The following is an 18,297-nucleotide window of genomic DNA, read 5'->3' as shown; positions in this document are numbered from 1 at the left end:
GGTACTATCCCGGTAGTACAAAGCCCCCCGGCGCTTCAGGCCGCGGGGTTCGCAAACGCAGGCACGGGGCGGGGGCGCGCCGGCGGTTTCACCGCGCAGTCGGGGGCCGTCCCAGGGGGAGGAACGGGAATGGCAGTGAACCTTCAGCTTGTGCCGGCCACGGCCGGCAAGCGGCTTGGCGCTGCCGTCATTGACTGGCTGCCGCCGCTAACCGTGCTGGTGCTGACGCTCACCGTTGGCTTTGCCGGGATTACCCGCACCCGCAACGGCCAGTACATCACCTATGACACCGCCTCCCTGGTGCTGTTCGGCAGCATCGGGCTGGGCCTGACGCTGGTGTACCTGTTCGTGGTCATGGGGATTGAAGCGAGGACAGGCAAGACACCCGGCAACCTGCTCATGGGCATCCGCAGCGCGGACAACGACGGCTACGCGCCGGGCGCCGGCGCCGTCTTCCTCCGCGGCCTCTTTACCGGTGCCGGCATGCTGGTGGCGCTGCTGGCGGCGGTCCTGGTGGTGGTGTTCAAGTGGTTCGGACCGGCCCTGTTCATCCTTGCGCCGCTGCTTTTTGCGGGTGCCGCCTGGGCCGTGCTGGTGGTGGTGTCCAATACCTGGGACCGGAACGGCCGCCTGCGGGGATGGCAGGACAAAGCCGCCAAGGCCCTCGTTTTCGATGTGAAGGCCGGGCGCGACCCCATCACCACCGGCGGCATCCAGGGCCCGTACAGCTTCGCGCCGCTGGACCTGCCGCCGGTGCAGCAGGTGCTCTCCCCGGTGGCGGGCATTCCCGCCGCGTCCCCGCCGGTGCAGCCTTCCCCGCCCGTTCAGGCGCCCTCGCAGACGTCGCCGTCCCAGACCATGCCCTACACGGCACCTGGGTCCTTCGCGCCGCCGTCCGCCGTGCCGCCGGGTACGTCAGCCGCCGCCGGTGGACCCGCTGGTGCGTCCGTGCCGATGCGCGGCGCGCAGCACCACGTGGACGACGACGTTGAACGCACCCAGGTGCGCCCGCAGGCAGGCGGGCCTGCACCCGTCGCCGTCCTCCGGATCCGCCTGGACGACGGGCGCGACTTCCAGTTGGACCGCAGCGTCCTGGTGGGCCGCAATCCCGTGGGCCAGTCCGGTGAACAGCATGCCCAGCTCCTGGCCGTCGACGATCCCGGCCGGTCCATCTCGAAAACCCACCTCCACCTGCTGACCGACGGCGCGGGGATCTGGGTGACGGACAGGAACTCCACGAACGGCAGCGCCGTGACCACCCCGAACGGCGCCAGGACGCCACTTGCGCCGGGTGTCCCAACTTTTGTTACGCCCGGATCCAGTGTCCACTTCGGAGACCGGACCTTTTACCTAGGACAGGCATGAACCAACAGCCCGCCAGCGTTCCCTCCACCGTCCAGCCGGGCCTCAGCCTGAGCTACGGCTATGGCACGGACCGGGGACTCCGCCGGGAGCTGAACGAAGATTCCTACCTTGCTTCCGATCCTGTGTTCGCCGTTGCGGACGGGATGGGCGGCCACGAAGCAGGCGAAGTGGCAAGCGGCATGTGCGTGCGGGCCCTGGCAGGGATTCCGCAGCTCGCAACGGGGGAACGCACCGTCACGGCCGCGGCGCTCCAGCAGTACCTGCTCCGGGCGGACTCGTCCATCCGGGAGGCCACGGGTGCCAGGGCGGGGACCACCCTGACCGGTGCAGTGGTGGTGGAACAAATGGGCCTGCCCTACTGGCTGGTCATGAACATCGGCGATTCCCGTACGTACCGCCTCAGCCAGGGGCGGTTTGAGCAGGTCAGCGTGGACCACTCTGAGGTGCAGGAACTTGTGGATGCGGGCGAGATCACCGCCGAGCAGGCCACTGTCCATCCTCGGCGCCACGTTGTCACCCGCGCCCTGGGCACCGGGGACGAGACCGAGGCCGACTACTGGCTGCTCCCCGTGGAGGAAGGCGACCGTGTCCTGGTCTGCTCGGACGGCCTCACCGGCGAAGTGGCGGACGAGGACATCCTCCGCATCATCAGTACGGTGGGCCACCCGCAGGACGCCGCCGACGCCCTGATCCAGGCTGCGCTGCGGAACGGCGGCAGCGACAACATCACGGTGATTGTGGTTGATGCCCGGAACGTCCTGAACGACGCCGGCGCCGCCACCACCGCGCCGCGGCACGGTCCGGACGCAGAAGAGGCAGACACGCTGCCCCGCTCCCATGGGAGCCAGGCTGTAACGCAGCCCTTGCCCCAACAAGATGGCGGACCTTCGGCGCACGAGAGCGGGGAACCCCACGATGACCGGCACTAGCTACGTCCCGGGCACCTGGCTGGGCATCCTCCGCTCGCGCACCGCGGTCCTCCTCGGCCCGGACACGACGCAGGCCACGGCGGGTGCGGTATGGGAACTCCTGGAAAGCAAGCCGGCGGTCCACGAAGTACTCCATGCCATCACCGGCAGCTCTGGCGGCTCACTCACCCGGATCCCGCCATTTGGCATCCTCGATTTCTCCGGTCCCTTGCGGGTGTTCCTCCGCGGCGACCTCGACCTCGCCGTGGAACTCCCGGACGGCCGGGTGGAACTGGACGGGCGGGACGTCACCACCTGGAACGAGCGCCGGTTTGCCCTGTCCGGAGCCTGCCGGATCAGCATCCCGGCCGGCGGTTCCGGAGACCAGCCGGAGTTGCCGCTGGGGGAGGGTGTGGTCCTGCTGCAGTCCCTGGTCCTCGGGCTGGGCCCTGCCCGGCCGGAACTGGCGCCGGCGCCGGCGGCTGCAGTGGCGGTCGATTCCGCAGGCGTAGCGGACCGGCGCGAGGCGGCGCCGGGAACGGACGAGCCGCGCGAGATAACAATCGTCCCGGAGCCGGAGCCGGAGCCGGAGCCGGAAGCCTCAGCCGAGACTGTTCTCGCCGTGCCCGACGATGATGCGCAGGTCGATGCGTACATAAGTGCGTACGTAGATGAGGGCGACGTCCAACCGGCAGGGGCCGGGCCCGGGATGGAGGCGGGCGCAGGCACAGAGCCGTCCGCCCAAGCCGAAACAGCTGAATACCAGCCGGCGCAAGCGGCAATCGTGGTGAGCGACCAGACCAGCTCCTACGACCACCTGTGGGAGCGGACGGTCATCCGGAGTATCGAAGGCGCCGCAGTGCGCGAGGAAGCGGAGGTTGCCGATGCCGGAAGCTTCACAGACTCTGCCGGCGCCGGGACTGCCGACGCCGTGCCTAGAGCGGAGGAACACAACGCGCCCGTAGTCCTCAATCCTGGCGGAGATGCGAAGGCGGCAGTAACGGAAGCCCCGTCCGCCGTCGAACACGCGCCTGGCGTGGTGGCGGCCCCCGCCGTCGACCACCCGCCGGCAGTGCAACAGCCCGCCGGGGTACTCATCGATTCCGTGCCGTGGAAAAAGGTCCCCGGCACCGCCGCCGCCGCCGCGGCCGATGCCGCGCCAGGGCCTGCACCCGTGCCGGCCACCGTCCCCGCGACCCCGCCTGCAAACGCGGCCTTCGACGACGACCATGACGGACAGACGGTCATGAAGGGCAGCATCGGAGCTTCACCGGCGCAGCCCGCCCCTGCGGCGGTTGCGGACCCGCAGGCCGGGCCGACCGTCCTGGCCCGGGTCTGCAGCCAGGGTCACGCGAATCCCCCCACCCGCGCGCAGTGTGCCGCCTGCGGGGCAGGGCTTCATCCGGACGCCGTGCAGGTGCCCCGGCCACGGCTGGGACGGGTGCGCCTGTCCACCGGGGAGCTGCTGGACCTTGACCAGTCATTGGTCATCGGCAGGCAACCCTCCGTGTCCCGGGTCCAGGGCGGCGTCATGCCCCGGCTGGTCCAGGTGCCGAGCCTGGAAGGCGACATATCCCGGTCCCACGTGGAGGTTCGGCTGGAGGGATGGCACGTCATGCTGTGCGACCTCAAGGCCACGAACGGAACCGTCCTGGTGCGTGAAGGCCAGCCGCCCCGCCGCCTGGCGCAGAACGAGATGGCCATCCTGCTGGACGGGGACATCGCTGAACTGGGCGACAACATCTCGCTGCGTTTTGAGGAGATTCCTTGAGTTCCAAACGGCCTGTAGCGCCGCCGCCCCGCATCCAGGGGTTCACGTACATCAGCCTGCTCGGTTCCGGCGGCTTTTCCGACGTCTACCTGTATGAACAGGACAGGCCGCGCCGCAAGGTGGCCGTCAAGGTCCTGCTCTCGGACCTGAAGACGGAGGGCGCCCGCCGCCGCTTCGAGTCCGAGGCCAACCTCATGGCGCAGCTGTCCTCGCACCCGTACATCGTCACCATCTTTGAAGCGGAGGTGACCGACGACGGGCACTCCTACCTGGCCATGGAGTACTGCTCCCGGCCAAGCCTGGACGTGCGGTACCGCAGGCAGCGGTTTAGCGTGGATGAAGTCCTGGCCGTCGGCATCCAGGTGGCGTCCGCCGTCGAGACCGCCCACCGCGCCGGCATCGCCCACCGCGACATCAAGCCTGCCAACATCCTGGTCACCGACTACAACCGGCCCGCCCTCACCGACTTCGGCATCTCCGGCACCCTCGCCGGCGACAGCGACGACGACTCGGGCATGTCCATCCCGTGGTCCCCGCCCGAACAGTTCACCGATGGCGCCGTGGACGGGGTGATGGTGGATGTGTGGGCCCTCGGAGCCACGCTCTACACCCTGCTCGCCGGCCGCTCGCCGTTCGTCATGCCGGGCGCGGACAATTCACAGCGTGAGCTGATCAACCGGATCAGCAACACGCCGCTGCCGCGCCTGGGCCGCGCGGACGTTCCCGAGTCCCTGGAACAGGCCCTTTCGACGGCGATGGCCAAGTCGCCGCAGTCCCGCTATTCCTCAGCGCACGCCTTCGCCCTTGCCCTGCAGCGCATCCAGGCGGAGCTTAACCTCTCCGTCACGCCCTTTGAGGTGCTTGAGGAGCCGCAGCACGAGGACAGCCGGCCGGATGACGGCTTCGAAGAAACCCGGGTCCGGAGCATCGCCGCGATCGATCCGGAGCGGACGGGCAGCGCGCCCACCTTCCCCGCACGCACGTGGCCGCAGGCCGCTGGCGGGCAGGCAGGTGGCGGGCAGGCCGCTGGCGGACAAGCTCCCGCAGCGGATGCCGCGCCGTCGCGGTTTGCGCAGCCCGCGCCCGCCGTGCACAGCAGCCCCTCCACTCCTGCACCGGCGGCGCAGCCGCAGGAGTGGGCCCACGCCACCGTCCTGCGCGGTGCCGCCGCGCCGGCGCGCCCTGGCGAGCAGGCACCGGGCGGCAATCTTCAAGAGGGTGCGGACGTCCCGGACACTACCGTCCACCGGCCGGCAAGACGCGACGAGCCGGCAGGCGTGCCGCTACCCGCCACGGACCACGGCAAACGCAATCTCTGGCTGGCAATCTCGGGCGGCACCCTGCTGGCCCTTGCCGCCGTGGTGGGCCTGGTGGTGGCCAACGCCTCGCCCGAAAAACCCGCTGCGGTGGAGACCCAGCAGGCCAGCAAGCCGCCGGCCGACGCATTGGACAACGGAACGGTGCCGGACGTGGAAGGCCTCAAGGGAACGGTGTCCGCGGACGGCAACGCCTCCTTCACGTGGCTGAACCCGCAGCCCAAAGAGGGTGACACCTACAAGTGGCGGGTGTACAGCATCGGGGGCGGCGGCGAATACCAGTCTGTCGAACAGCCGCCTGTCCGCGTCACGGCAAACCCGTCCGGCCAGACCTGCATCCAGGTGATGATCGTTCGCTCGGACGGAGCCTTCTCCCCGCTGGAGGAAGGCTCGATCGCTTGCGCCGGCACATGACCGCGGAGCGCCCTGCAACCAGCTCCATGACAAGCTCAGTTCCGCCTAACGAGGAGGCACAGAAAATGGGGGATCTAGCAATAGATTTCTGTGGTGAATGGTACGAGCCATCGGACGAGGACGTCTTCAATATCGGCCGCGAAGGCGACCTCGAAGTTGACGACAATCCCTACCTTCACCGTCAGTTCCTGCAGGTGGCCCGCTATGACGGGATCTGGTGGCTCAGCAACGTGGGCAGCATGCTCTCGGCCACGGTTGCCGACGCCACCGGCGGGATGCAGGCCTGGCTGTCACCCGGAGCCCGGATCCCGCTGGTCTTCAGCCACACGAACATCATTTTCACGGCAGGGCCCACCACCTACGAGTTTGCCGTGCACCTCAAGACCCCCTCCTTCCGGCAGGAGGCGCGCGACGGCGACAGCAACGGCGACACCACCATCGGCCCGGTGGTGTTCACCGACTCCCAGAAGGCCCTCATCGTGGCGCTCGCAGAACCCATGCTCCGGCGGGAAGGTACGGGGTTCAGCGCCATCCCCTCCTCGGCGGCTGCCGCGAAGACGCTGGGATGGGCGCTGACCCGCTTCAACCGGAAGCTCGACAATGTGTGCGACAAGCTCGACCGCGTGGGCGTGGCCGGACTGCGGGGCGGCGGCGGCAAACTCGCCACCAACCGCCGCGCCCGGCTTGTGGAGCACGCGGTCACCTCACACCTGGTGACCCCGGATGACCTGCACCTGATCGAGAAGATGAGGGGCGTGGACGAGGGATGAGAATCCGTGTGACCCTCCGCCGGGACCCTGCCGAAACGAAGGATCTGGCCGTTACCGTGGACGGCCTGGCCACCGTGGCCGATACCGCCGCCATGCTCTGGGCCGCGGATCCGGGGCGCAAGGGCACCCCGGTGCCGGACAACCTCTCCCTGCGCATCGAAGAGGCGTTTGTCGGTGCCGGCCTGAGCGGAACCATGCTCACCCGGACGGACAACCTCCTCGAGTCCGGCCTCCGGCCGGGTTCTGTTGTGTCCCTGGCCCAGGTGAGCGCGCAGTTCGATGTGCCGGGTGCCAGCCGCGGTCCTGCGGCCGCCACCCTCCGCGTCCTTTCGGGGCCCGACGCCGGCCGCGAGTTTTCCCTGCCCGTCGGCACCAGTTACATCGGCAGGGACCGGGACGTGGACATCCGCCTCTCGGACCCCCTGACATCCAAGCGCCACGCCCGCATCACGGTGGGTGAGGGCGTGGAAATCGTGGACACCAATTCGGCCAACGGGCTGCTGATGGACGGCCTCCCCGTCACCCGCGCCACCCTGAATTCCTCGGACGCGGTCACGCTGGGGGACACCACCGTGACCGTGGTGCCGCTGGGGCACAACCAGGCGGCAGCACCGACGTCGCCCCTGGTGAACTTCAACCGGTCACCGCGCGTGGTTCCCCGCTTCGAGGAACCCAAACGCGTGCTCCCTGCCGGACCCAAGCGTCCCGAGGACCACCCGTTCCCGTACATCATGATGATCGCCCCGCTGCTGATGGGTGCGGTGATCTTCGCGGTGACCGGCAACGCGCTCTCGGTGCTGTTCATGATGATGATGCCGCTCTTCATCGTGGGCCACTACGTGGACCAGAAGATGCGGAGCAGGGGGCAGCAGAAGGAGCAGCTCAAGCACTTCCGCGCCGCCATGGCCGCCTTCCGGAAGGACCTCACGGAACTGCAACAGGTTGAACGTGCCGTCCGGCTCCAGGAAGCGCCGTCGGTCAGCGACACCGTGGACGCCATCTACAAGCTCGGTCCGCTGTTGTGGACGCACCGTCCGGAGCACACCGGATTCCTGGGCCTTCGGTTCGGCCTGGGCACGTCACCCTCCCGGGTCCTGTTGGAGGAACCGCCAAGCAACGACACCGAGGCGCAGTACGCGCAGGAGATCCAGGACTGCCTAAAGCAGTTCCGCGACATCGAGGGCGTTCCCGTCGTATCCCAGCTGCGCACCTCCGGGTCCCTGGGCGTTGCCGGTGCCCGCGGCCTGGTGGACGACGTCGCCCGGGGCATGGTGCTGCAGCTCGCGGGCCTCCACTCGCCCGCGGAAGTTGTCATCGCGGCCATCACGTCCGCGCAGTCCCGGGAACGCTGGAACTGGCTGCAATGGCTGCCGCACGTGGGTTCGGGGCACAGCCCCCTTGCCGGCGACCACCTGGCCGCCGGTTCGGCCGGCGGCTCCTCGCTGCTGGCCCGGCTCGAGGACCTGCTCGATGCCAGGGAGGCCGCGGCGAAGCGCTCCGGACCGGACCTCCGCCCCGGGCTGGACCCGGCCAAGCACGACGTGGACCAGCCTGTGCTGCCCGCGGTCCTGGTGATCGTGGAAGACGACGCGCCGGTGGACCGCGGCAGGCTCACCCGGCTCGCGGAGCGGGGACCGGACTCCGGTGTCCATGTGGTCTGGGTGGCCACCGACATCCAGTCGCTTCCCGCTGCCTGCCGGGACTTCATGGTGGTGGACGGGGAACACGGCACCACCACCGGGCAGGTCCGCCTTGGCAGGCACACGTACCCTGTCAGCTGCGAAAGCGTCGACGCCGAACTGGCCGCCCAACTTGCCCGGATGCTGGCCCCGGTCATGGATGTGGGCAAACCCGTGAACGACGATTCCGACCTTCCACGGGCCGTCTCCTACGCCACGCTGATCGGCAAGGACTTCCTGGACAACCCCCAGGCCGTGGCCGAGCGCTGGACGGAAAACAACTCCGTGCACGCCAGCGCCGTGGCCAACCGGAAGGACAACGGCACCCTCCGGGCCCTGGTGGGTTCCAAAGGCATTGAACCCCTGTACCTGGACCTGAAGAACGAGGGCCCGCACGCCCTGGTGGGCGGCACCACGGGTGCCGGCAAGTCCGAATTCCTACAGTCCTGGGTGATGGGCATGGCCGCCGCCTACAGCCCGGACCGGGTGAGTTTCCTGTTCGTGGACTACAAGGGCGGGGCTGCGTTCGCCGACTGCATCAACCTGCCCCACACCGTCGGGCTGGTCACCGACCTTTCGCCGCACCTGGTCCGGCGCGCCCTCACCTCACTGCGCGCCGAACTCCACTACCGGGAGCACCTGCTGAACCGGAAGAAGGCCAAGGACCTGCTGGCCCTTCAGCGGGAAGCAGACCCGGACGCGCCGCCCTACCTGGTGATCGTCGTCGACGAATTCGCCGCGCTGGCCAACGAGGTACCCGAATTCGTTGACGGAGTGGTGGACGTTGCAGCCCGCGGGCGCTCGCTGGGCCTGCACCTCATCCTGGCCACCCAGCGCCCGGCCGGCGTCATCAAGGACAGCCTCCGCGCCAACACCAACCTCAGGGTGGCCCTGCGGATGGCTGATGAGGACGACGCCACGGACATCCTCGGCGTCCCCGATGCCGCCTACTTCGATCCGGCCATCCCCGGCCGCGGTGCAGCCAAGACCGGCCCGGGACGGATCCAGGGCTTCCAGACCGGCTACGCCGGCGGATGGACCACGGAGAAACCGCAGCGGCCCCAGATCGACGTCGTGGAAATGGCCTTTGGCTCCGGCCCGGCCTGGGAGGCCCCGGCTACGGAGAAACCGGAAGCGGCCGGGCCCGCCGGCCCCAACGACATCGCCAGGATGACCTCCACCATCGTCCGCGCAGCGGATGCCCTGTCCATCAACGCCCCCCGCAAGCCGTGGCTGGACGAACTCGCCAAGACTTACGACTTCTCCAGGCTGCCCAACCCCCGTACCGACGAACAGCTGCTCCTCGGCGTGGCCGACGACCCTTCCCGCCAGGCGCAGCCCACCGTGTTCTACGAGCCGGACAAGGACGGCAACATGGCCATCTACGGCACCGGCGGTTCGGGGAAGTCGGCCGCGCTGCGCGGCATCGCGATAGCGGCCGCGGTGACGCCCCGCGGCGGGCCGGTCCACGTGTACGGGATCGACTGCGGCTCCTCCGGGCTGAGCATGCTGGAGGAGCTTCCGCACGTGGGCGAGGTCATTAACGGCGACGACGTTGAACGGGTGGGGCGGCTGCTGCGCCTGCTGGGGGACATCGCCGAGCAGCGGTCGGCCCGGTTTGCCGAGGTGCGCGCGTCCACCATTGTCGAGTACCGCAAGCTGGCCGGCAGGCCTGATGAAAAGCGCATCTTTGTTCTGGTGGACGGCATGTCCGCGTTCCGGGAGGCCTACGAACACAGCAGGCTGTCCGGGCTGTGGGACATCTTCCTGCAGCTGGCGACGGACGGGCGCACCCTGGGCATCCACCTTGTGGTGACCGGAGACCGGCCCAACGCCGTGCCCGCCTCGCTGCTCGCTTCCATCCAGCGCCGCCTGGTGCTCCGCCTGTCCTCCGAGGACGACTACATTTCCATGGACGTGCCCCGGGACGTCCTCACCGCCGCCTCGCCGCCCGGGCGGGGACTCCTGGACGGGCTGGAAGTCCAGCTGGCAGTCCTTGGCGGCAACTCCAACCTGGCGCTGCAGGCACGTGAGGTGCACAAGCTCAGCGAAGCCATGCTCCGCCAGGGGCTGGATGCCGCACCCGGCATCGAAAGGCTTCCGGACCAGGTGGACCTGGATGTCCTGCCGTCCGGCAGCACCGGAGTTCCGGTCATTGGCGTCGACGATGAAACGCTGCGGCCGGCCGAGATCATGGCGCGGGGCCCGCTGCTCCTGGCAGGCCCGCCAGGTGCGGGCCGCACCGTGGCGCTGGTGACGCTGGCCTACGCCCTGCGGCGGTCCAACCCGGACACCGAGCTGATCTACCTGGCAGCCCGGCGCTCCGCCGTCGCCTCCCTGCCTATCTGGAACCGCTCCGTGGTGGGAGCGGACGATCTCGCTGCGGTTGTGGAGGACCTGGTTGAACATTCGTCCGGAAACCCCGGCTCCCTGGCCATCTTCATTGAGGGCCTGACCGAGTTCACGGATACCCTGGCCGAATCGGGCGTGGCGCAGCTGGTGACCGCGTCCATCAAAGCCGACCAGTGGGTGGTGGGGGAGTCCGAAACCTCCACCTGGTCCTCGGCCTGGTCCCTCGCGCAGCCATTCAAATCCGGCCGGCGCGGACTGTTGCTGAACCCGGGGGACATCGAAGGCGACAGCCTGCTCAACACCTCCCTGGGCCGGGTCAGCCCGGACTTCATCCCGGGCCGCGGCTACGTGGTGGGACGCGGCAAGGCACGGAAAATCCAGGTGGCGCTGCCCCCGGAAAGCAGGGACTGACGCACGTGCCACACGGTACGCCGCAGGTCCCGGTGATTTGCGGCTGATTTGCGGCGCCAGGCGAGGGTGTAGAAGACTACCGGAGACACCAGAAAGCCGCAGCGGGGGGACTGCGCGCATCGAAAGGTAGCAAATGTTCCCGTCCCTACCAGTATTCCGCGCTGCCTCGGCGACGGCATCGGCCGCTGTCCTGGCCAGCACCCTGTGTCTCCTCCCGGCCAGCCCGGCGACCGCAGACTCCCCGGAACCCGCACCGGCGTCCACAACATCTCCTGGCCTGTGCCTCGTGTTCTGCGCGCCAGAGCCTGCGGACAATCCGAATCCCGCGGAGCCCACCCGGACCCAGAAGCCCAAGGAACCCGAAAGCCCGCCCGTTCCGCCGGCCGATCCAGCGCCGGCCCCTCCGGGTCAGCCCGCCCCTTCGGTCGCGCCTCCGGCCGAACCTGAGCCCTTGCAGGCAGCCCCGTCTGCGGAACCCGAAGGATCAGCCACCCCTTCGGCCACGGCAACGGGACCCGCGGCTTCCCCACCGCCCACAGGCGCATCAAGCGGTCAGGACTGGAATACGCCCGTCACCAGGTCCGCCAAGGCCACGCGGGTTGCGGCAGTCGCGCCCGACGGGGATTCCGGTGGCGGCCCCGCCCTCCTGCCAGTCATTGCCGGCATCTTACTGCTGGCCGCCGCCGCAGCATCCTTCGCCTGGTGGGGCAGGAACCGCCTCCGGTCGCACTGATCAGGGCCCCGCTCACCTGCCTTGATGGCAAGATAGGTCTGTGAGTACAGGACCAGGCCCCGCAGAAATGACCGCCACCCGCACCACGGAACCCGTTGAGCCGAACGCCGTCCCCAGCGAATCCGTCCGCGAGGAGTACGAGAACCTGGTGGACCTGGTCAGGAAGTACCGGTTCGCGTACTACCAGGAAGACGCCCCGCTGGTTTCGGATGCTGAATTCGACGAGCTCTTCCGCCGGCTGGAGGAAATTGAGGCGCTCCACCCCGAACTCGTGGCCAACGATTCGCCCACCCAGGAGGTGGGCGGGGAAGTTTCCGCAGCCTTCGCCGCCGTGCAGCACCTCCAGCGGATGTACAGCCTCGAGGACGTTTTCTCCCTCGAGGAGCTGGAGGCCTGGCTGAAAAAAGCCGACGCCGGCATCGCCAAGCTCGGCGACGGGACACCGGCCGCGGCCTGGCTGACGGAACTCAAGATCGACGGCCTCGCGGTCAACCTGCTCTACCGCGACGGGAAGCTGGTGCGTGCCGCCACCCGGGGCGATGGAACCACCGGCGAGGACATCACCCACAACGTCCTGACGATCAAGGAAATCCCGCAGGAGCTCCGGGGCGGGGGGTTCCCGGCAGAAATGGAAGTCCGGGGCGAGGTGTTCATCCCCTCCAAGGAATTCGCCGAGTTCAACGAGGCGCTGATCGAAGCGGGCAAGGCACCCCTGGCCAACCCCCGCAACGCCGCTGCAGGCTCGCTCCGGCAGAAGGACCCGGCAGAAACAGCCAAGCGCCCCCTGAAGATGTTCGTCCACGGCATCGGTGCACGCGAGGGCCTTGAGGCCCGCAGCCAGTCCGAGACCTATGACCTGCTGAAGGAGTGGGGCCTTCCCGTCAGCCCCTACTCCGAGGTGCTGGGGAGCCTGGACGAGGTCCTGGAATTCATCAAACGGTACGGGGACAAACGCCACAAGCTGCTGCACGAGATCGACGGCATCGTCATCAAGGTCGATGACTTCGCCACCCAGCGGGCCCTCGGCTACACCACCCGGGTGCCGCGGTGGGCCGTCGCCTACAAATACCCGCCGGAGGAGGTGCACACCAAGCTGCTGGATATCCAGGTCAACGTGGGGCGCACGGGCCGCGTGACGCCCTTTGGCCTCATGGAGCCCGTCAAGGTGGCGGGCTCCACGGTGGAAATGGCCACCCTCCACAACCAGGACGTGGTGAAGGCCAAGGGCGTGAAGATCGGCGACATCGTGATCCTGCGGAAGGCGGGCGACGTCATTCCGGAGATCGTGGGCCCCGTCCTTGCCCTCCGCGACCAGCAGGACCCGCCGGTCCGCGACTTCGTGATGCCCACCGAATGCCCCTCCTGCGGCACACCGTTGGCTCCGGCCAAGGAGGGGGACGTGGACATCCGCTGCCCCAACGCCAAATCGTGCCCGTCGCAGCTGCGGGAGCGGGTCTTCCACCTGGCCGGCCGCGGAGCCTTCGACATCGAGGCCCTCGGCTGGGAGGCTGCCATAGCACTGACCCAGCCGGCCGAACCCGAGGTTCCGCCGCTTACCTCGGAAGCTGCGCTGTTCGACCTCACCCCCGAAGACCTGGCCGGCGTCCGGATCCGGCGCGAGAAACGCTCCAAGGGCGTCCCCACCGGTGACTACGAACTGGTGCCGTACTTCTACAGCAAGGGCACGGCTAAGTCTCCGTCCAAGCCCACGGCCACCACCGAGAAACTGTTCAAGGAACTGGAGAAGGCCAAGGCCCAGCCACTGTGGCGGGTGCTGGTGGCCCTGTCCATCCGGCACGTGGGCCCGCGGGCCTCGCGTGCCTTGGCGACGGCGTTCGGCAGCATGGACGCCATCCGGCAGGCGTCGGAGGAAGACCTGGCCCACGTTGACGGCGTGGGCCCCACCATTGCCGCAGCGCTGAAGGAATGGTTCGCGGAGGACTGGCACCAGGAGATCGTTGACCGCTGGGCGGCCGCCGGGGTCCGGATGGAGGACGAACGCGACGAGTCCATGCCGCGGACCCTGGAGGGACTGACCGTGGTGGTCACCGGTTCCCTGCCGAACTTCAGCCGCGACGAGGCCAAGGAAGCAATCCTGGTCAGGGGAGGCAAGGCAGCGGGTTCGGTGTCCAAGAACACCAGCTACCTGGTGGCCGGGGAAAGCGCCGGCACCAAACTGGACAAGGCCGAGCAGCTGGGCGTCCCCGTGCTGGACGAGGACGGCTTCCGCCGGCTCCTGGCCGGCGGCCCGGCAGCGCTGGCCACCAGACCGGAGGACAACGGAGCGGAACCGGGCGCGGAGGCGGCTGAGGCGGTCCCGGCCGACGCGGAGGCATCCCGATGACCAGCCCTACGGAACTGCTGGAGATCGCCAAGGCTGCAGCGGCGGCGGGCGCCCGGGTCCTGGCAGGCAGGAACGCCGGGGAACTCCAGGCCAGCAACAAGGGGGACGCCGGCGATTGGGTCACCTCGTTCGACGTCGCCGCCGAGCATGCGGTGCGGGACGTCATCTCTGCCGCACGGCCGGGGGACAGCATCACCGGTGAGGAACACGGAACCACCAGGCCGGACGTACCCACGGGCTACCGCTGGTCCATCGACCCGCTGGACGGAACCACCAACTTCATCCGCAACATCGTCTACTACGCCACCTCCGTTGCTGTGGCCGATGCCGACGGCGTCTGGCTGGCCGGCGTCGTCAACGCCCCGGCGCTGGGCCGCACCTACTACGCCGCCCGGGGCCACGGCGCCTGGCTTGAGGAAGGCGGCAGGGCCACCCGGCTGGACGGGCCCGTCCCCGGCCGGAAGGGGCAGATCCTGGCCACGGGCTTCAGCTACGATCCCGCCGTCCGCGCCGAGCAGGCCGCCTTCCTGGCCGAACTGCTGGACGGGTTCGCGGATGTCCGGCGGCTGGGCTCCGCGGCCCTGGACCTGTGCCTCGTTGCGGACGGCACCCATGACGCCTACGGTGAGCGCGGCCTCAACGAGCACGACTTCTCCGCGGGGGCACTGATCGCGGAAGAGGCCGGCTGCTGGGTCCGGCGTCCCCGCCTGGCCAGTCCGCTGGAGGGCGGGCCCGCCGATGCCGACCGGCTCGACGCCTGGACCTGCGCCGGCGGGCTCGAGCTCTCCGGCAAGTTTCCGCTCTGACTGATAGTTCGATCACGGAAACCGGGCTTTCGAGGAGCGTTATGGGGCAGTACCACTAGCATTGACGGGTGCAGCCCCAGATAACCGTCCGTCCCGCCGTCGCAACGGATTACGACGCCGTTGCCCGCATCACGCGTGATTCCTACCTCGCGGCGGGCTACTTCGAGGACGCCGACCACCCCTATATGCGCCAAGTCCAGGATGTTGCGCTGAGGGCCGCGAACGCCACCATTTGGGTGGCCGAGCGGGACGGCAGGGTGGTTGGTTCGGTGACGCTGGCGCGCGCCGGGGAACCGTACGCGGACATCGCCCTTGACGACGAGCTGGAGTTCCGGATGCTGGTGGTGGACCCGGCCGTGCAGCGCACCGGCGCGGGCAAGGCCATGGTGGACGCCATCCTGTCCTACGCCAGGCAGTTGGACGGTATCCGGGCCGTCGCACTCACCACCGGGCAAACCTGGGAAAGCGCGCACGGCCTCTACCGCAAGACGGGCTTCTCCCGTGTGCCCGAGCGCGACTGGCTGGTCCCCGGAACCGACATAAAACTGCTGGTTTACCGGCTGGACCTGTAGCAGCCCTACAGTGGTGCCGACCCAATCCAGTATTGAAAGGCCCACCATGCGCAAAACCTTCGGCACCGGCTCCGTCTGGGAACAGACCCTCGGCTACTCACGCGCCGTCCAGGTGGACAACACCCTCTACATCTCCGCCACCGCGGCAAGCGGCGAAGACGGGATCGTGGGGGAGGACTTCTACACCCAGACCCAGTACATCCTGCAGAAACTCGGCAAGGTCCTGGCCGACGCCGGCTTCAGCTTCGAGGACGTCGTCCAGTCCAAGCTGTACCTGACCGACATCAGCAAATGGGAGGAAGCCGGCCGCGCCCACGGCGAGGTGTTCGGCGAGATCCGCCCCACGCTGTCCCTGGTGCACGTCCTCCCGTTCCTGGACCCGAAGATGCTCGTGGAAATCGAGCTCGTTGCCCAGAAGAGCGCAAGCTAGCCCCCGGCAGCCGGCTCAGGACGTTGCGGGCAGGCCGTAGCGGTGCTCCGGCCTGCCCGTCGTCCCGTACCGCAGCTGGATGTCCACGGCGCCGTCGTCCGCCAGTGCGGACAGGTACCGCTGGGCCGTGGCGCGCGAAACGCCCACCCGGCCGGCCACCTCGGCCGCCGAGTACTGTTCCCCGGGCACCAGCGATTCCAGCACCGCGGCCTCCGTGGCTGAACGCGGTTTTGGCGACGCCGCGACGTCGCCCGGGATCAGGGCGCGCTTGGCACGCTCCACCGCGTCCTGGTCCAGCGCCCCGGGCTGCCCCAGCAGGCGCCGGTACCGGGCATAGGAGCGCAGCTGCCGGGACAGGGCCTCCGACGTGAACGGTTTCAGCAGGTAGCCCAAGGCTCCGCGGCGGAACGCGGTCCGGACGGAGGCGGCATCGGAGGCCGCGCTCAGCATGATGGTGTCCACGTCCAGCTGCTGGAGCAGGTCCAGGCCGGAGGCGTCCGGCAGGTAGACGTCCAGCAGCACCAGGTCCGGCCGCAGGCTGTGGATGGACTGCAGGGCCAGCGACACAGTGCCCACCGGCGCCAGCGCCAGGAACCCCGCCACGGAATCCACGTAGGCAGCGTGCAGCTTGGCCACGTGGAAGTCGTCGTCAACGATCAGCACCCGAAAATCTTCAGGCATTGGTGTCCTTTCCGTTTGCCCCCGTGGTGTTCCTGCCGGCCCGGCCTGCGGTTGTCCGCGGCAGGGTGGCCATGAAGACTGCGCCGGGTCCACCCTTTGTGCCCGGATCCAGTATTTTGACGTCTCCGCCGCGGCGCCTCGCCAGCTGGCGTGCCAAAGCCAGTCCAAAACCGTGGCCGCCGCCGCGGCCGTTGCGGGGGCCGGGTCCGGACGCCGTGCTGAACCCTTCGGCGAAGAAGGCCTCCTGGTCCGTTTCCTCCGCCAGCCCGTCGCCTGAGTCGGCGACGACGATGTGCAGGGTGCCGCCGTCGTCGTCCGGCTCATCCAGCACCTCCAGCTCAACCCAGCGGTCCACCGACGTGCCGGCCACCGCAGCGTTGACCGCGTTGTCGATCAGGTTGCCCAGCACGGTGGTGACGTCCTGGGGCTCCGCCACCTGCCCGCGGACCAGGGTCTCCGGACCGATCCGCAGCGCCACGCCGCGCTCGTCCGCCTCCACGCCCTTGGCCCCCACGAACGCCTGCAGGTAGGGGTCCTGGAGCAGCTCCGCCTGGTCCACCGGGAACTTCAGCGGCCCGGTGGCCGCCAGCCGGGCCAGGTACTCGCGGGCCTGCTGGTGCTGGCCGATGCTCATGAAGCCGGCAATGGTATGCAGCTGGTTGGCGAACTCGTGGCGCTGGGCCCGCAACGCCGTGGACATGGTTCCCACGGCGTCCAGCTGCCTGGTGAGCTGCTGCAGTTCCGTGCGGTCCCGGAGCATCACCACCCAGCCCAGGTCCTCCCGCCGGTGCAGGGCCTTGCGCGCATTGGCCACCAGCACCCGCCCGCCCGCCACGAGCTCAAGTGCCTCCGGGCCGCCGGAACCGGTCCGGGTCAGGGATTTCAGCTGGTCCGGAACCGGCGCCTCCTCCCAGCGGCTTCCGGCCAGGTCCGGCAACCCCAGCAGCCGCTGTGCTGCAGAGTTGAATACGCTGATCCGGCCGTCGGCCGAAACGCCGATGACGCCGTCGTCCACGCCTTCGAGCACAGCCACCTGGTCGTGGACCAGCGTGCTGATCTCTTCAGGTTCCAGCCCCAGTGTGAGCCGCTGCAGCCGGCGGCGCAGCAGGAACGAACCCAGCACGCCCGCGAGCAGCGCGCCGGCCGCCGTGACGGCCACCGGGCCGATGTCGCGTGCCAGGCTCTGTCCCACGGTTTCCATGGAGTAGCCCACGCTGACCTCGCCCACCACGGTGGTGCCGTCCGGAGCGTAGACGGGAACCTTCGCCCCCGCGGAGGGCCCCAGCGTTCCAGTGTTCCGGGTGGTGACCTCCCGGCCTGCCAATGCCTCGGACGGATCGGTGCTGACCTTTTCACCGAGCCGCTCCGGGTCCGGGTGGGCCAGCCGGAGGCCGGTCTCATCGGTGATCACCACGAAGAGGGCGCCGGTCCGGGCGCGCGCAGCTTCGGCTGCCTCCATGAGCGGCCCGGCGGCCAGCTGCGACGGCGGGGGAGTGCCGGGCTGTTGGCTGATTGCCAGCACGTCCGCCCGCACCGAGGCGTCCGAGGCCAGTGTCCGCGCCAGGGTCAGCGCCTGGTTTTCAGCTTCGCTGCCCGCGCGGTCATAGGTCAGCCAGGCATGGACGGCTGCGCTGAAGAGGACAACCAGGAGCACCACGGACAGTTGCAGCATGAGCGTCTGGGTGGAGAACCGCAGCGGAGGCCGGGGCGCGGAACGCTGCATGATCCTCCTTGACTGGGCTGTG

12 protein-coding genes are annotated in these 18,297 nt (G+C 69.0%); 10 read left to right on the top strand and 2 right to left on the bottom strand.

Annotation, left to right across the window (positions count from 1 at the left end; all coding sequences use genetic code 11):
• Positions 1-129 precede the first annotated feature (129 nt).
• The 10 genes from U7114_RS13810 (at position 130) to U7114_RS13765 (ending at position 15,871) form a co-directional block, all read left to right on the top strand.
• Entirely contained in the window at positions 130-1,365 is a 1,236-nt protein-coding gene (locus U7114_RS13810; protein ID WP_323057667.1) for an RDD family protein, read from the top strand.
• Entirely contained in the window at positions 1,362-2,294 is a 933-nt protein-coding gene (locus U7114_RS13805) for a PP2C family protein-serine/threonine phosphatase (RefSeq protein WP_157238669.1), read from the top strand. The genes U7114_RS13810 and U7114_RS13805 overlap by 4 nt, the downstream gene beginning before the upstream one ends.
• On the top strand, positions 2,281-4,044 hold the full coding sequence (locus tag U7114_RS13800) for an FHA domain-containing protein (protein WP_323057658.1): 1,764 nt from the start codon (positions 2,281-2,283) through the stop codon (positions 4,042-4,044). The genes U7114_RS13805 and U7114_RS13800 overlap by 14 nt, the downstream gene beginning before the upstream one ends.
• Positions 4,041-5,774: a serine/threonine-protein kinase gene (locus U7114_RS13795; protein ID WP_321215789.1), complete on the top strand. Its 1,734-nt coding sequence runs from the start codon at positions 4,041-4,043 to the stop codon at positions 5,772-5,774. Before U7114_RS13800 ends, U7114_RS13795 begins: the two co-directional genes overlap by 4 nt.
• Before the next feature lie 65 nt (positions 5,775-5,839).
• A complete protein-coding gene (locus U7114_RS13790) occupies positions 5,840-6,544 on the top strand; it encodes a hypothetical protein (RefSeq protein WP_157238666.1) in 705 nt (234 codons plus the stop codon).
• Positions 6,541-10,986, top strand: coding sequence for an FtsK/SpoIIIE domain-containing protein (locus U7114_RS13785; RefSeq protein ID WP_157238665.1), 4,446 nt, complete (start codon positions 6,541-6,543; stop codon positions 10,984-10,986). Before U7114_RS13790 ends, U7114_RS13785 begins: the two co-directional genes overlap by 4 nt.
• Before the next feature lie 800 nt (positions 10,987-11,786).
• On the top strand, positions 11,787-14,063 hold the full coding sequence (gene ligA, locus U7114_RS13780) for an NAD-dependent DNA ligase LigA (protein ID WP_323057666.1): 2,277 nt from the start codon (positions 11,787-11,789) through the stop codon (positions 14,061-14,063).
• Positions 14,060-14,869, top strand: a complete 810-nt coding sequence (locus U7114_RS13775; protein WP_323057657.1) for an inositol monophosphatase family protein — start codon at positions 14,060-14,062, stop codon at positions 14,867-14,869. The genes ligA and U7114_RS13775 overlap by 4 nt, the downstream gene beginning before the upstream one ends.
• A 68-nt stretch (positions 14,870-14,937) precedes the next feature.
• Positions 14,938-15,441 carry a GNAT family N-acetyltransferase gene (locus U7114_RS13770; RefSeq protein WP_323057656.1) on the top strand — a complete coding sequence of 168 codons (504 nt, stop codon included), beginning with the start codon at positions 14,938-14,940 and terminating at the stop codon, positions 15,439-15,441.
• 46 nt (positions 15,442-15,487) lie between these two features.
• On the top strand, positions 15,488-15,871 hold the full coding sequence (locus U7114_RS13765) for a RidA family protein (protein ID WP_157238663.1): 384 nt from the start codon (positions 15,488-15,490) through the stop codon (positions 15,869-15,871).
• Between the two features lie 15 nt (positions 15,872-15,886).
• Here the strand turns inward: U7114_RS13765 and U7114_RS13760 are convergent, their stop codons facing one another.
• Together U7114_RS13760 and U7114_RS13755 are read right to left on the bottom strand one after the other, a co-directional pair.
• Positions 15,887-16,552, bottom strand: coding sequence for a response regulator (locus tag U7114_RS13760; RefSeq protein ID WP_157238662.1), 666 nt, complete (start codon positions 16,550-16,552; stop codon positions 15,887-15,889).
• Positions 16,545-18,275, bottom strand: a complete 1,731-nt coding sequence (locus U7114_RS13755) for a sensor histidine kinase (RefSeq protein ID WP_323057655.1) — start codon at positions 18,273-18,275, stop codon at positions 16,545-16,547. Before U7114_RS13755 ends, U7114_RS13760 begins: the two co-directional genes overlap by 8 nt.
• Positions 18,276-18,297: the final 22 nt, after the last annotated feature.

It is taken from the genome of Pseudarthrobacter sp. C1 (assembly GCF_034720455.1).
Classification (GTDB): domain Bacteria; phylum Actinomycetota; class Actinomycetes; order Actinomycetales; family Micrococcaceae; genus Arthrobacter.
The sequence above is the reverse complement of the archived record's forward strand: the minus strand, read 5'-3'. Positions and strand labels throughout refer to the sequence as shown.